Annotated in this window: 16 protein-coding genes and 1 riboswitch; of the genes, 5 read left to right on the plus strand and 11 right to left on the minus strand. The window is 40.4% G+C overall.

Translation table 11 applies throughout. The annotated features are described in order from the left end of the window. Positions 1 to 28 precede the first annotated feature (28 nt). The 3 genes from ACFQZX_RS09535 to ACFQZX_RS09545 are packed head-to-tail and all read right to left on the minus strand — an operon-like array spanning position 29 to position 1,756. A complete protein-coding gene (locus ACFQZX_RS09535) occupies positions 29 to 631 on the minus strand; it encodes a DNA-3-methyladenine glycosylase (protein WP_377114295.1) in 603 nt (200 codons plus the stop codon). Further along, on the minus strand, positions 631 to 1,281 hold the full coding sequence (locus ACFQZX_RS09540; RefSeq protein WP_377114298.1) for an alpha/beta fold hydrolase: 651 nt from the start codon (positions 1,279 to 1,281) through the stop codon (positions 631 to 633). The genes ACFQZX_RS09535 and ACFQZX_RS09540 overlap by 1 nt, the downstream gene beginning before the upstream one ends. After that, positions 1,274 to 1,756 carry a GAF domain-containing protein gene (locus ACFQZX_RS09545; protein ID WP_377114301.1) on the minus strand — a complete coding sequence of 161 codons (483 nt, stop codon included), beginning with the start codon at positions 1,754 to 1,756 and terminating at the stop codon, positions 1,274 to 1,276. The genes ACFQZX_RS09540 and ACFQZX_RS09545 overlap by 8 nt, the downstream gene beginning before the upstream one ends. Positions 1,757 to 1,831: 75 nt before the next feature. Here ACFQZX_RS09545 and ACFQZX_RS09550 point away from each other — a divergent pair, with 75 nt between their 5' ends. From ACFQZX_RS09550 to ACFQZX_RS09570, 5 genes are all read left to right on the plus strand, one after another. Next, positions 1,832 to 2,539 carry a DUF3291 domain-containing protein gene (locus ACFQZX_RS09550; RefSeq protein ID WP_377114303.1) on the plus strand — a complete coding sequence of 236 codons (708 nt, stop codon included), beginning with the start codon at positions 1,832 to 1,834 and terminating at the stop codon, positions 2,537 to 2,539. Next, complete coding sequence (locus ACFQZX_RS09555; RefSeq protein WP_377114305.1) at positions 2,536 to 2,784, plus strand: hypothetical protein; 249 nt, start codon at positions 2,536 to 2,538, stop codon at positions 2,782 to 2,784. The genes ACFQZX_RS09550 and ACFQZX_RS09555 overlap by 4 nt, the downstream gene beginning before the upstream one ends. Before the next feature lie 392 nt (positions 2,785 to 3,176). Next, a riboswitch (SAM riboswitch) is annotated at positions 3,177 to 3,290 on the plus strand. Positions 3,291 to 3,515: 225 nt separating this feature from the next. Further along, complete coding sequence (locus ACFQZX_RS09560) at positions 3,516 to 4,829, plus strand: O-acetylhomoserine aminocarboxypropyltransferase/cysteine synthase family protein (protein ID WP_377114308.1); 1,314 nt, start codon at positions 3,516 to 3,518, stop codon at positions 4,827 to 4,829. 78 nt (positions 4,830 to 4,907) lie between these two features. Next, entirely contained in the window at positions 4,908 to 5,963 is a 1,056-nt protein-coding gene (locus ACFQZX_RS09565) for a homoserine O-acetyltransferase family protein (RefSeq protein WP_377114311.1), read from the plus strand. Further along, positions 5,963 to 7,195 (plus strand): homoserine dehydrogenase, encoded by a 1,233-nt coding sequence (locus tag ACFQZX_RS09570; protein ID WP_377114314.1) that lies wholly within the window; start codon positions 5,963 to 5,965, stop codon positions 7,193 to 7,195. Before ACFQZX_RS09565 ends, ACFQZX_RS09570 begins: the two co-directional genes overlap by 1 nt. A 68-nt stretch (positions 7,196 to 7,263) precedes the next feature. Here ACFQZX_RS09570 and rplT read toward each other — a convergent pair whose 3' ends face one another. The 8 genes from rplT to ACFQZX_RS09610 all read right to left on the minus strand — a co-directional run bounded on the left by rplT (position 7,264) and on the right by ACFQZX_RS09610 (position 14,426). Beyond that, the gene (gene rplT, locus ACFQZX_RS09575) at positions 7,264 to 7,608 is read right to left on the minus strand and encodes a 50S ribosomal protein L20 (protein ID WP_377114316.1); all 345 of its coding nucleotides are present in this window, start codon (positions 7,606 to 7,608) and stop codon (positions 7,264 to 7,266) included. Between the two features lie 79 nt (positions 7,609 to 7,687). Beyond that, positions 7,688 to 7,888, minus strand: a complete 201-nt coding sequence (gene rpmI / locus ACFQZX_RS09580) for a 50S ribosomal protein L35 (protein WP_173413919.1) — start codon at positions 7,886 to 7,888, stop codon at positions 7,688 to 7,690. 149 nt (positions 7,889 to 8,037) lie between these two features. Beyond that, on the minus strand, positions 8,038 to 8,604 hold the full coding sequence (gene infC, locus ACFQZX_RS09585; RefSeq protein ID WP_377114318.1) for a translation initiation factor IF-3: 567 nt from the start codon (positions 8,602 to 8,604) through the stop codon (positions 8,038 to 8,040). 1 nt (position 8,605) lies between these two features. Next, the gene (thrS, locus tag ACFQZX_RS09590) at positions 8,606 to 10,531 is read right to left on the minus strand and encodes a threonine--tRNA ligase (protein WP_377114321.1); all 1,926 of its coding nucleotides are present in this window, start codon (positions 10,529 to 10,531) and stop codon (positions 8,606 to 8,608) included. 185 nt (positions 10,532 to 10,716) lie between these two features. After that, entirely contained in the window at positions 10,717 to 11,667 is a 951-nt protein-coding gene (locus ACFQZX_RS09595; RefSeq protein ID WP_377114324.1) for a D-2-hydroxyacid dehydrogenase, read from the minus strand. Positions 11,668 to 11,765: 98 nt separating this feature from the next. Continuing rightward, positions 11,766 to 12,833, minus strand: a complete 1,068-nt coding sequence (gene serC / locus ACFQZX_RS09600) for a 3-phosphoserine/phosphohydroxythreonine transaminase (RefSeq protein WP_377114326.1) — start codon at positions 12,831 to 12,833, stop codon at positions 11,766 to 11,768. A 186-nt stretch (positions 12,834 to 13,019) separates the two neighbouring features. Then, positions 13,020 to 13,670, minus strand: coding sequence for a ribulose-phosphate 3-epimerase (gene rpe, locus ACFQZX_RS09605; RefSeq protein WP_377114329.1), 651 nt, complete (start codon positions 13,668 to 13,670; stop codon positions 13,020 to 13,022). Positions 13,671 to 13,769: 99 nt separating this feature from the next. Next, positions 13,770 to 14,426, minus strand: a complete 657-nt coding sequence (locus ACFQZX_RS09610) for a 3-oxoacid CoA-transferase subunit B (RefSeq protein WP_377114332.1) — start codon at positions 14,424 to 14,426, stop codon at positions 13,770 to 13,772. Positions 14,427 to 14,465: the final 39 nt, after the last annotated feature.

Raw genomic sequence — 14,465 nt, forward strand, 5'->3', positions numbered from 1 at the left:
TAGACGAGCATATAACCAATCAAGACAGTTATTTGTTGGGCTTACTTACATAAATATTTCCTTTTACATAAAAACGGTAAGGCAGTAATGCATCTTCGCCTGCATAGTCTACCCCAATACGCGGACAAGCCGCAACTTCTTCGTCAGCAAACGTAAGCCCCCTGTCTTCTATCCAGACAGTATCGCCTTGTAGGCTTTCAGCGTTTATTTTGCGTGATATGCCCATGGCTTTTGCAACCGAACCCGGGCCTTTAGTAATATTGGGTTTAAGTTTATCCATTCCACGTCGGGCAAGCATGGTATCTAATCCTTCGGTAGGTTGTATGGCTCTTATCAAAATGGCATGGGGCTGCCCTTCAGAAGATGTAACGATATTCAGCATTTCATGAATGCCATAACATAAGTAAACATAAATAACCCCTCCCTGTGCAAACATGGTTTGTGTACGTGGCGTTAACCTCCCACCATAAGCATGTGATGCTCTATCAATAACACCTGCATAGGCTTCTGTTTCAACAATATATCCGCCGGTAAGATCACCGTCGATACAAGTAAACAAATACTTGCCGATCAGGTCTCGGCTAAGAGCTACAACATCGGGGTTATGATAATAAAATTCCGGTAACTTCATTATGTTAATATATCGGCAAGCAGGGCATTTATTTCAGTGGCCCTGTCAATCACCATTACGTGCGTGCCGCCCTTTATAACTGCTGTAGGGTTTTTAATGTTTTGATAAGGAAACACCAGGTCATTATCGCCAATAATATGATAAAGATTATCGGGTATCGTATCATTTTTCCATTGCAGTACCGCTTCCATCGCCCATTTTAAAAACACTGGCGACGATCCTTTAAGCATGCTCATAAATAAAACCTGATCCACGGCAGACATAGATCCGAATATATATTTAACTAAAAAACCTAATTGAGTGAATAGCTTGCCGGGAATTATCCGCTGCAGCGGTATACGACGGAAAACTTTAAAATAAAAAGGTGCTTCACTGTCAGTTTTGATACTTGATATCAAAATCACCTTACTTAGCTTTAAGTGTTTGGCAACTTCAGTAGCTATCATCCCACCAAGAGACACGCCAATAACCGCATCTGATGGAGTTATATGATATTGATTTGCAATTTTTTGTGCATAAATAGCTAAAGTATCCTTTTGCTCTGGAATCAGCCAGTCGGTAGCCAGCGCTTCATACTGCGGAGGGATTACTATGTTGCCAAATAGGCGCTTATCTGCACCCAAACCAGATATCAAAAAGACCTTAGGCATTGAATTTTATAAGTTGTACAATTTGCTCAAGATACTTTGCATCTGTATCATCAAATTTATCCAGTTCTTCACTGTCTACATCAAGCACCCCTATTACTTCTCCCTGGTGAAACAATGGCAAAACAATTTCCGAACGTGATAACGAGCTGCAGGCTATATGCCCAGGGAAAGCATCTACATCAGGAACAATAAGTGTTTCTGCTTTACTCCATGCTGTGCCGCAAACACCCTTAGCCTTAGCAATGCGCGTGCAGGCAACCGGCCCCTGAAACGGCCCTAAAACAAGCTCATCGTTTTTTACCAGGTAAAAGCCAACCCAAAACCATTTAAATTGTTCTTTAAGCGCAGCAGCAATATTTGCCAGATTAGCTATCAGATCAGTTTCGCCGTAAAGTAAGGCTTCTATTTGAGGTATGAGCGATTGATACTGCTCTACTTTATTTGCCGAGCCTATAATTTTCAAGTCTTCTGCCATGCAGGCAAAAGTAATGACACTAAGCTGAAAGTAAATAAGACAAATATCATATTTAATATTTTATTTAGCACACAGATGATTGTAAGCCTTACTATAGTACGTTACCGAAAGCTTTTTGTGCCTTTCGCTTTGTTTGCAATGGCCATACACCGTTTGCCTATGTCATTACAAAATGGCTGCAGTTTTTGGAAACTGCTTGGCACCGGGAGTAACGGAACATTTGACCTGCAGCCCGATTGGCAACAGTGGGGATTAATGGCCGTTTGGGACGACCGGGAAGCTTACGATCGCTTTGCTCAAAAATCCTTTGTTAGTAAATGGTGGAATGCCTTAACTAAAGAAAGCTGGACTTTATTATGCCGCCCTATTCAAAGCCATGGCAAGTGGGACGGAAAAGAGCCGTTTGGAAAGCCAACCGGCCGCGATATTGAAGGCCCTATTGCGGTATTAACACGTGCAACCATTCGCATAAGCAGATTAAAAAACTTTTGGTCGCATGTTGATGATGTGGCAGATTTAATGACTAAAGCGCCGGGCTATGTTACCTCCATTGGCATTGGCGAGGCGCCCGCTTACAGGCAGGCAACCTTTTCTATATGGGAAAACGCAGATAAGATGAAAGCATTTGCTTATGGCAGCAAAGAGCACGCTGAAGTTATCAAAAAAACACGTAGCGAAGGATGGTATAGCGAGGAGCTTTTTGCCCGATTTAAAATTTTAGACAGCAGCGGATCATTAAATGGAAAAGATCCGTTGCAGCACTTATTACATACCACACCATGAGAGTTGTTGCAGAATTACCACACCCCGATTTTAAAATTACCATCATGAGCATGAACCAAAAATTCATCGTTAAGATGGAACAAGGCACACTTGAACAAACTTTTAAAATTCCTGAAATGGATTTGACAGATGGAGTAAACTCAGTATTTGAACTACTGGACGAAGAGTTTTTAGCAAAAGTATCAGCCCGCTTTAAAGAAATGGGCCAAGACTATCAGGATGCGTATTATCGATATAATTATTAGTATAAATAAAAATCATAATACATTTAAATACATTGTGTTATAAAAAATTATTTTTGATTACAAAATTTTATTTGGCATAAATATTCATTATTTAGCTTTAACTCTTACTAAACTAATAAATGCTTTATAGTCCTTATTTATAAAACTTATATAAAATGCTAAATATAAGCTAATTAAGATTTATAAATTTAATTAACCAAATATAATTTGGCTTGTATAGTATCACTGTATAAAGATAAAAATGCACATTATTAGAAAAAATTATTACATCTATCTATATGAAATTTGACAATAATTTTAAAATATTATTTGGAAGATAGTTTTTTATTGCCCTATATTTGAAACATTATTTGGTAGTAATACCATGATCAATTTTCCTTCGTAAGGATTTTGATTTATAAAGAAGCGGCGAGAGATCAGGCTCGACGAACCGCTGGCAACCCTGCAAAGTGTAGAAGGTGCCAATTCCTGTCCCGGAAGAATAGATTACCCGGGGGATATAAATTAATTATCATGAAAAGTCTGATTTATTTAGCTAAAACAAACACATCAAAAGCCCTACCGGGTCAAACTGTATACAACCAATCTGCAGGATGTATTTGTATGTGTTGCTGCTGTTGTTAACGCAGCCACGTCCACCTTTCTTTTCGAAAAAATACGTGCAAACCAGTGTGGATATTTGTATCCCTTGTCAATCAACACAATTAAATCAATTTTAAAACATTACTATCATGTCAGCCCTAAAATTTGAAACTTTGCAGTTACATGCAGGCCAGGAAGTGGACAGTGTAACTAACTCGCGTGCTGTTCCGCTATATCAAACTACATCATACGTTTTCAATAATGCCGAGCACGGTGCAAATCTTTTCGCTCTTAAAGAATTCGGTAATATTTATACCAGGATCATGAATCCGACTACCGATGTTTTTGAAAAGCGCATTGCCGCCCTTGAAGGTGGTATAGCTGCGCTTGCAACAGCATCTGGCCAGGCAGCACAGTTTATCGCCTTAAATAATATATTGCAGGCAGGTGATAACTTCGTCACCTCTCCTTTTCTATACGGAGGAACTTATAATCAGTTCAAGGTGGCATTTAAACGCCTTGGTGTTGAAGTTCGTTTTGCCGAAGATGACTCTGCTGAGAACCTTGAAAAACTTATTGACCATAAAACGAAAGCGCTTTATGTTGAAACAATAGGAAACCCCGGTTTCAATATCCCCGATTTTGAGAAGCTTGCACAGCTGGCTAATAAACATGATTTGCCTTTAATAGTAGATAACACCTTTGCCGCCGGAGGTTATTTGTTCAGGCCGCTGCAGCATGGCGCTCATATCGTAGTTGAATCGACCACTAAATGGATAAACGGCCATGGCACAAGCATTGGTGGTGTAATTGTAGACGGGGGCACTTATGATTGGGGCAATGGTAAATATCCGCAATTTACTGAGCCAAGCGAAGGTTATCACGGATTGATATTCAACGATGTTTTTGGCAAAAACGGGCCATTTGGTAATATCAATTTTATTATTCGTGCACGGGTTGAAGGCTTAAGAGATTTTGGGCCTGCGCAATCGCCATTTAATTCATGGCTGAACATACAAGGGTTGGAAACCCTGTCATTACGTGTACAACGCCATGTAGATAATGCCCTTGAGCTTGCCAAATGGCTTGAGCAGCAGCCGCAGGTAAAAAAGGTCAATTATCCCGGGCTTGAATCGTCCCCACAACATCTTAACGCTAAAAAGTATTTAAAAAATGGCTTTGGCGCTGTTTTATCCTTTGAAGTAAATGGCGGTAAGCAAAATGCTTCAGAAGTAATAAATAACCTTAAGCTTGTTAGCCATCTGGCCAACGTGGGCGATTCAAAGACATTGATCATTCAGCCATCTGCAACCACACATCAGCAGTTGAGTGATGCTGAACAATTGTCTGCCGGTGTTACCCCTGGCCTGTTACGTGTAGCTGTTGGTATTGAACATATTGATGATATTAAAGCCGATTTCGAGCAGGCATTAGCGAAGTTACCACAATTGATATATGCCTGATATTATAGTTTTAGTTTTTAAGTGATGGTTATGAAGGGGTAGCCGCTAAGCGCTACCCTTAATAACAACAAAAGAGAAATGAGTACACAAACCTTTACCTATACAGGAAAATTTGAACTTGAAGCGGGCCGTAGCTTACAAGGTATTGAGATAGGTTACACTACATACGGCACGCTTAATAAAAACCGGGATAATGTAGTGTGGGTATGCCATGCCCTCACTGCAAATTCCGACGTTTTTGAATGGTGGAAAGGCCTTTTTGGCCATCAGGATCATTTCAATCCGGACGATTATTTCATAATATGTGCCAATGTACTGGGATCTCCATACGGCACAACCAGCCCGCTTAGTAATAACCCTGCCACAGGTCAACCCTATTTTTTAGCGTTTCCTGAATTTACTATCCGCGATATTGTAAAAGGGCATCAATTGTTGGCTAACCATTTAGGTATTGATCATATCGAAATACTTTTAGGTGGTTCGTTAGGCGGGCAGCAGGCACTGGAATGGAGCATACTGGAGCCCGAACGTATCAAAAACCTGATACTTATTGCTACCAATGCCAGCCACTCTCCTTGGGGAATCGCCTTCAATGAGTCGCAACGGCTGGCTATTAGTGCAGATCGTACTTTCTTCGCCGGCTCTGCAGATGGTGGCAGCAAAGGGTTAAAGGCTGCACGCAGCATTGCGCTCTTATCCTATCGTAATTATAAAACCTATGGCATTACACAGCAAGAAGATGGTGATGATATACCAGGAACGTTCAAAGCAGCTTCATACCAGAATTACCAGGGCGAAAAGCTGGTTAACCGGTTCAATGCTTATAGTTACTGGTATTTATCAAAAGCTATGGACTCGCACAATGTTGGGAGAGGCAGGCATGGCGTTGATAAGGCGCTAAGTTTAATTAAAGCGCGCACGCTTGTAATTGGTATAAAATCTGATGTGTTGTTTCCTGTAGAGGAGCAACAATATCTTTTCAGGCACATACCTAAATCAGCATTTGCCGAATTGGATTCGTTTTATGGTCACGACGGTTTTTTAATTGAAACCGAAGACCTTACAAAAGTTATTACATCGTTTTTGAAAACGGATGTAAAAGGAAAAATTATTGAATTACAAAAAATAGCTTAATGAGCAAGAAATTGAATATTGGCCTCTTCGGATTTGGTGTTGTAGGCCAGGGATTATATGACATCATCAAAACGAAAAACCTGAATCTCGAAATTGTAAAGATCGCAATAAAGAACCCTGAAAAAGAGCGCTCTTTGCCAAAAGAGCTTTTTACTACTAACAGGGATGAAATACTGAATAACCCAGAAATTAACACTATTGTTGAGCTGATAAATGATACCGAAGCCGCATTTGAGATTGTTTCAAGAGCGCTTAGCTCTGGTAAAAATGTAGTATCGGCCAGTAAAAAGATGATTGCCATTTATCTGGATGAGCTGATCGAACTTCAGCATAAACATGGCACCTCTTTATTGTACGAAGGCGCTGTTTGCGGCAGTATACCTATCATTCGTAATCTGGAAGAGTATTATGATAATGAATTATTGCACTCTATAAGCGGTATTTTCAACGGCTCATCAAACTACATCCTTTCCAAAGGATTTTTGGAAAATTTAGATTACGATTCTGCTTTAAAACAGGCGCAGGACCTTGGCTTTGCTGAAACGGACCCTACTATGGATGTTGGCGGCTTTGATGCTAAGTTCAAGCTGATCATAGCGGCATCACATGCTTATGGGGTGGTTATCAAACCTGAAAATGTATTAAACATAGGCATTCAAAATTTATCAGCCAATGATTTGCAATACGCCCGCGAGAAAAACCTTAAAATAAAATTGGTACCGGTTGCCAAAGAGCTTGATGACCGCCATGTCACCCTATTTGTGCTGCCAAAGTTTGTAAATGAAAGTGAGTTTTTATATAACGTAGAGTATGAATATAATGGTGTAACAGTGCAGGCTGCATTTGCCGATCAGCAATTCTTTTTTGGTAAGGGCGCAGGTGGTCACCCCACTGGTTCTGCAGTACTATCAGATATTGCTGCATTACGCTATAATTATGCTTATGAGTACAAAAAAGCCAAAGGATTAACCAACCTACAGTTTACGAATAACGTGGAGATAAATATTTATCTGCGCTATGAGGATGAGGCTTTGGTAGACGCACTGAATTTTGAAGAAATTCACGAGCGCTTTTATTCTGGCAATTATAAATTTGTGATAGGTAAAATCAACCTGCAGTCACTTATTCAAAATCTGGAGCTGATAAATGCTGACAACGCTTTTGTGGCTTTCGCTGATCAATTGACCGGCATTACCTTAGCAGAACGCAAATTAGAAAGTGCTGTATTATAAAATCAAAACCGACTATAAACAAAATGGCCCCGAAATTCGGGGCCATTTTGTTTATGCGTTGTGCTAAATTATTTCACAGCATCTATAATAGCTTTAAAAGCATCTGGATTGTTCATAGCCAAATCAGCTAACACCTTACGGTTTAAACCGATTTCTTTAGCGGCTAACTTACCCATTAACTGTGAGTAAGAGATACCATGCTGACGGGCACCCGCGTTAATACGCTGGATCCATAAAGCCCTGAACTCTCTTTTTTTGGTTTTACGGTCGCGGTATGCATACTGTAAACCTTTTTCAACTGTGTTTTTAGCAATAGTGTAAACCTTGCTGCGTGAACCCCAATAACCTTTGGCGAGGTTCATGATTCTTTTCCGGCGTCTTCTCGACGCTACTGCGTTAACTGAACGTGGCATTTTGTTTGTTTTTTGGTAGTGAGTGTTCCTGTTTTACCCGGAAGCTTCAGACTCTAATACCTGGTTAAAAATTAATTAATTACTTGCCGATACAAAGCATGCGTTTTACGTTACCCATGTCAGCATCAGATACTAAACTGGTGTGACCAAGGTTACGCTTACGTTTGGTTGACATCTTGGTTAAGATGTGGCTTTTGTATGCGTTTTTTCTGGCAATTTTACCGGTTCCAGTAAGCTTAAAACGCTTTTTTGCACTGGAATTGGTTTTCATTTTTGGCATAACTGTTATTTATTTAGATATAAGATTTGAGATGTGAGATCTGAGAAAACCTACCTCAGCCACACCTCATTTCCTGTGTTTACACTGTTACTAATTCAAAGACCTAATCAAAGAGAATTATCTCAAATCTCAAATCTAACGTCTTTTATCTATTTTTTACCTGCCTTAGGCGCTACCGTTAAAAACATACGCTTACCTTCAAGTTTAGGCAATTGTTCTACTTTACCAACCTCTTCTAATGCTTGTGCAAAACGAAGCAGTAGTATCTCGCCTTGTTCTTTGTACACAATTGCACGGCCTTTGAAGTGAACGTAAGCCCTTACCTTTTCGCCTGATTCCAGGAATTTGGTGGCATGCTTTAATTTAAAATCAAAGTCATGGTCATCAGTATTCGGCCCAAAGCGTATTTCTTTAATAACGGTTTGCTTGGCATTATTTTTTATTTCCTTCAGCTTTTTCTTCTGCTCGTAAATAAACTTATTGTAATCAGTTACTTTACAAACCGGTGGGTTAGCGTTTGGAGAAATTTCGACCAAGTCAAGCTCCTGTTCCTGGGCAATAGCCAAAGCATCTCTTAACGAGTAAACACCCTGTTCTACATTGTCACCCACAAGACGCACTTCCTGCGCCCTAATGAACTGATTGATATTATGTTCGGCTTCTTTCTTCTTAAAAGGAGGCCGTGGTCCTCTGTTAAATGGTCTGTTTAATGCCAAGTTATACTGTTATTTCTTTTATTATTTGCTGTTTAAATTCTTCAATACTCATACTTCCCATATCGCCGGCACCATGTTTACGTACCGAAACTTTGCCTTCTGCGGCTTCTTTTTCGCCTACAATAAGCATATACGGGATTTTTTTGACTTCAGCATCGCGTATTTTACGGCCGATTTTTTCATCTCTAAAGTCAATCAGCCCGCAAATATCGGAATCTTTTAACTCATCTGAAAGTTTTTTTGCATAATCTTCATACTTTTCTGAAATCGGCAGTATGATGAATTGTTCCGGCGACAACCATAATGGGAAGTTACCCGCGCAATGCTCAATTAAAACAGCCACAAAACGCTCCAGAGATCCAAAAGGCGCACGATGTATCATCACCGGGCGATGTTTTTGATTGTCACTTCCGGTATATTCCAATTCAAAACGTTCTGGCAAGTTATAATCCACCTGGATGGTACCTAACTGCCATTTACGGCCAAGCGCGTCTTTCACCATAAAATCAAGCTTAGGACCATAAAATGCAGCTTCACCGTACTCTATTACTGTAGGCAGGCCCTTCTCTTTAGCGGCTTCAATAATTGCCGATTCTGCCAATGCCCATGTTTCGTCGCTTCCTATGTATTTGCTCTTGTTTTCCGGATCTCGTAACGATACCTGTGCAGTATAATTATCAAAACCAAGCGCGCCAAAGGTGTATAGCACTAAGTCTATTACTTTTTTAAACTCATCTTTCACCTGGTCAGGCCGGCAAAATAAATGTGCATCATCCTGTGTAAAGCCACGTACACGTGTCAGTCCATGCAGTTCGCCGCTTTGCTCGTACCTGTATACGGTACCAAACTCGGCAAAACGCACCGGAAGGTCCTTGTAAGAGCGTGGTTTAGTTTTGTATATCTCACAGTGATGCGGGCAGTTCATTGGTTTTAACAAGAACTCCTCTCCTTCCTGCGGAGTTTTTATAGGCTGGAAAGAATCAGCGCCATATTTTTCATAATGACCTGAAGTGATATATAAATTTTTATGGCCGATGTGCGGAGTGATTACCTGCTCGTAACCTGCCTTAACCTGTGCGGTTTGCATAAAGCGTACTAAGCGTTCGCGCAATGCAGTACCTTTAGGCAGCCATAATGGCAAGCCCATACCCACTTTTTCGCTAAAGGCAAAAAGCTCAAGCTCTTTTCCCAACTTGCGATGGTCGCGCTTTTTCGCTTCTTCTATAAGGTGTACATACTCAGCAAGCTCACTTGCTTTAGGGAAAGTAACACCATAAATACGCGTAAGCTGCTTGCGGCTCTCATCACCACGCCAGTAGGCACCGCCCATACTCATTAATTTAACGGCTTTAATATGGCCGGTATTAGGGATGTGCGGACCGCGGCATAAGTCAGTAAAGTTCCCTTGTGTATAAAACGTGATTGAACCGTCCGGCAGGTCCTTTATCAGGTCGAGCTTATACTCGTCACCTTTTTCGGTGAAATATTCAATAGCATCAGCTTTGCTAACCGGTTTGCGAATATACTCGCTCTTGGTTTTAGCCAGCTCAATCATTTTATCTTCGATCTTTTTAAATTCTTCTGATGAGAATTCACGGTCGCCAAAGTCTACATCATAATAAAAGCCGGTCTCTATAGCCGGGCCGATACCAAATTTGGTACCCGGATATAATGCCTCAAGTGCTTCGGCCATTAAGTGTGCCGACGAATGCCAGTAAGTTGATTTGCCTTTGGTATCATTCCAGGTCAACAGCTTTACGGATGAATCTTCTTCGATAGGACGACTTGCATCCCAAACTTCGCCGTTTACTTCGGCTGCTAATACGTTACGTGCTAAACCTTCGGAGATAGATTGTGCTATCTGCATGGAAGTGATCCCCTTGTCGTACTGACGAATGGAACCATCAGGGAGTGTAATGTTAATCATCTACAACTATGATTTAAATTTTATAAAATGTGTGATATAAAAAATGATCGCATACTAACGCGATCTTTCAACTTGATGCAAAAATATGATTTTAGGGACAAGCAGAAAATTTAATATCATAAACCTTACTGACATCAACAAAAAAAAGCGGCCCGATAGCCGCTTTTCCTGAATATGTTTAATTATTATCCTTTAAAATGTTGGATGATCAAACTGGCCAGTTCCACGCCTATACGTTCCTGCGCTTCGTTAGTAGCAGCACCAATGTGGGGCGTTAAAGAAATTTTAGGGTGTGATAAAATGTCCTGACGTGGCGTCGGCTCATTATCAAAAACATCCAGTGCAGCAAAGGCAACCTTACCACTGTTTAAAGCAGCTATCAGATCGCTTTCGTCAATCAGTCCACCGCGTGAACAGTTAACTAAACCAACACCTTTTTTCATTTGCTCAAATTCAGCAGCTGTTATCAGTGGCTTGTCGACAAATGGCGTATGCAGCGATATAAAGTCGGCATTTGTGATAATATCTTCTTTGGTAGCAGTTTTAACAGCAACCTTAGCAACAAAGCCACCACCTAAAACCACTTCAATCTCAGGTGCAAACGGAAAAACGTCATAAGCCAACACTTCCATACCTACGCCAATAGCAATTTTTGCTACTTCGCGGCCAATACGGCCAAAACCAAGTATACCTAAAGTTTTACCACGAAGCTCGACACCTTTAGCATAAGCTTTTTTCAGATCATTAAATTTTGTAGCTCCGTCTACCGGCATTTTTCGGTTACTATCCTGCAAAAAACGAACGCCGCCAAACAAATGGCCAAATACCAGTTCGGCCACAGATAATGATGAAGAAGCAGGGGTATTGTAAACACCTATGCCTTTTTCCTTGGCGTATTCAACATCAATATTATCAACTCCTACGCCACCACGGCCAATCAGTTTAAGATTAGGGCAGGCATCAATCAAGGCCCTGCGCACTTTAGTTGCGCTGCGTACAGTAATGGCATCGTATTCCTGTAAACGTACGGGTAATTCGTCCTGAGGTATGTTAGTAGTATCTACCAAAAAACCCGCATCCTCCAGCATCTTTTTCCCAATGGGATCGATGCCGTCATTAGCTAATATTTTAATCATTGTTTTGAATGTTCTTTAGTTTATCAGCTCATTGGTTTATTGGTTCGCATTGTTATAGAAAACTAATGAACAATTAAACCAGTGAACCAATTGAACCATTATTTATTTTTTTCAGCGAACTCACGCATGGTATCAATCAGCACATAAACGCTGGTGATAGGTAATGCATTATAAATAGAAGCACGGAAACCACCCACGCTTCTGTGGCCTTTTATGCCCACAATTCCCTTTTCGTCACAAAGTTTCAGGAAAGGTTTCTCAAGTTCGGGGTTTTCCATCACAAAGCATACGTTCATTCTTGAACGATCTTCGGTCGCGGCAACCGCTTTAAATAACGGATTGCGATCTATTTCTTCGTAAAGTACTCTCGCTTTCTCGTTATTATCTTTCTCCATTGCTTCAACACCGCCTTTAGCTTTTAACCATTTAAGAGTAAGCATAGATACATAAATGGCGAAGCATGGTGGTGTATTATACATTGAGCCGCCTTCTATCTGTACCTGGTAGTTAAACATAGCGGGTATCTTACGGCTTGTTTTACCTAACAGATCATCTTTAACAATTACCAGGGTAACACCGGCAGGTCCCATGTTTTTCTGAGCGCCGGCGTAGATCAAACCAAAATCCGCAATGTTTACTTTACGGCTAAAAATGTCTGAAGACATATCGCACACTAAAGGCACCGGCGATTGAGGGAACTCTTGCAATTGGGTACCGTATATAGTATTGTTTGATGTGATGTGGAAATAAGCTGCATCCGCAGGTACGGTATAGTCCTTAGGAATGTAGGTGTAATTACTTTCTTTTGAAGTTGCTACAACCTCAGTAGTACCAAAAAATTTAGCCTCTTTGATAGCTTTGCTTGCCCATACCCCACTATCCAGATAGGCTGCTTTACCACCTTCTGGTAACAGGTTATATGGAGCCAAGGCAAATTGCGTACTTGCACCGCCCTGTAAAAATAATACAGAGTAACCTTCAGGCACGTTAAATAATTCTTTAACCAATGCAACCGCCTCATTTAACACTTCTTCAAATTCAGGCGACCTGTGCGATATCTCAAGTAATGATAAACCCGTTGCGTTAAAATCAAGTACAGCTGCTGCAGCCTGTTTAAATACCTCTTGGGGTAAAATACCAGGGCCGGCACCAAAATTATGTTTCATAACAATGTTTATTAAATGATCAGGTATTATAAAGTTTATATTTGAAAGTGCCGAAGTTAGCAATTTCGACAATTTTCATAGACTTTTTTTACACTTTTTTAACAAATAGATTTTTGAAAAAAGGCAAAAATTATGAATTTGTTAATGAAAAGAGATATTTAAATACTAAGAATGCAAGTTTTGCAATTAAATGTGTTTTAAACTGCTAATTGTATCAGATGGGCTATCCTTGGAAAATATTGAATTACCGGCTACAAATACATTTGCACCAGCTTCTTTCAATTTACTAATGTTACTTGTATCTACACCACCATCAACTTCAATCAACAAGTTCGGATTGGCATTAATAGCCAACTGCTTTATTTCTGCAAGTTTTGTATAGGTATGCTCTATAAACTTTTGCCCGCCAAACCCAGGGTTTACCGACATGATCAACACCATATCCAATTCAGCAATAATGTCTTTTAAAAATGAAACAGGAGTAGCAGGATTTATAGCTACGGCAGCTTTACAGTTTAGCTGTTTGATAGCCTGTACAGTACGATGCAGATGCGTGCAAGCTTCAAAATGCACCGTGATGCTATCAGCGCCCGCATCCTTAAAATCGTTCAGGTAACGGTCGGGGTCTACTATCATTAAGTGAACATCCAGTGGCTTTTTTGCGTGCTTTTTAATAGCCTTCAACACCGGAAAACCAAAGGATATATTAGGTACAAACATTCCATCCATGATATCCACATGGAACCAATCGGCCTCGCTATTATTAATCATTTCAACATCGCGTTGCAGGTTGGCAAAGTCTGCGGATAATACGGAAGGTGCTATCAAATGGTCCATGCGGTAAATATATAATATTGTTTTAAGGATGTAAACAACAGTAAATAATTGTGACATCCACTGTGCAATCAATACCTTTTGCAGTGATCTTACTTACCTTTAGATAATCATCTCGGGTATATCTCTTTCAATTATCAATTTTCCGGCTGTAGCTTTTCTTATATCATCTACGGTAACCCCCGGCGCCCGTTCGAGCAATTTAAAACCACCCTGAGGCAATACATCAAGTACAGCTAATTCCGTTACTATTTTTTTTACACAGTTAACGCCTGTAAGTGGTAAAGTGCATTTAGCTAATAGTTTTGATTCACCCTCTTTATTTACATGCTGCATGGCTACAATAATGTTCTCTGCAGACGCTACGAGGTCCATCGCCCCGCCCATTCCTTTTACCATTTTACCCGGAATTTTCCAGTTGGCTATATCACCATTCTCTGATACTTCCATTGCGCCCAATATGGTAAGGTTCACTTTTTTTGCGCGGATCATGCCAAAGCTCATGGCGGAATCAAATATAGCCGATCCCGGTAACTTGGTAATTGTTTGCTTACCCGCGTTAATGGTATCCGCATCTTCCTCGCCTTCAACTGGAAATGGCCCCATGCCCAGCAGGCCGTTTTCAGATTGCAGCACTACATCAATATCATCAGGTATATAGTTGGCTACCAGTGTTGGGATGCCTATACCAAGATTAACGTAGTAACCGTCCTTAACTTCTTTTGCTATGCGTTTAGCTATACCTGTTTTATCTAACATCTTTATTTATTTGATGACATTGTGGCAATCCTTATTAAG

Source organism: Mucilaginibacter litoreus (genome assembly GCF_042676805.1).
Classification (GTDB): domain Bacteria; phylum Bacteroidota; class Bacteroidia; order Sphingobacteriales; family Sphingobacteriaceae; genus Mucilaginibacter; species Mucilaginibacter litoreus.